This window comes from Parabacteroides distasonis, from assembly GCF_004793765.1.
Taxonomy (GTDB): Bacteria; Bacteroidota; Bacteroidia; order Bacteroidales; family Tannerellaceae; genus Parabacteroides; species Parabacteroides distasonis_A.
In genome coordinates, this window is the sequence record NZ_SRYM01000158.1 from 1 (window position 1) to 443 (window position 443).

General features: G+C 44.9%; 1 protein-coding gene. It reads right to left on the reverse strand.

Features of this window, described 5'->3' with window-relative positions; all coding sequences use genetic code 11:
- Nucleotides 1-443: hypothetical protein (locus E5342_RS19185; protein ID WP_135960095.1), on the reverse strand; the 443-nt coding region annotated here is incomplete at both ends.

A 443-nucleotide genomic window follows, 5' to 3' on the forward strand; every position in this document is an offset into this window, starting at 1 on the left:
ATTTCATATCGTTGTCCTGCAACTGCTGCATACGTTCAGCCAAACGGACATTCAAGAATATGGAAGCGAAACAGATAACCAGCACTGCCGAAAAAAGAAACAATCCCGGACGAATCCAAGAAGCGACCTTGTTGTAAATCCGTTGATAGAGCGATAAGGGCATAGCTTCCTCTTTATCCGTCTTGCAAGAACCCAAAGCATCAATCATTACCTTGAAACAACGATAAGTTTCCAATGCTATTTTCTTGGTGTCCTCGATATGTTTCTGCTGACCTTGCATCCCGTTTCTTATGTCGTCAAGTTGGCTTCGAATAGCCTGCAAATCTTTTTCGAGAATAGCTGGGTTGCTGTGCAATTCCGACAATGCCTGTTCGATTGCGTTCAGTCTTTCGAGAGTTTCCTCCCGACTGGCTGGCGTTACCTGTGCTTCCTGCTTCTCTTTC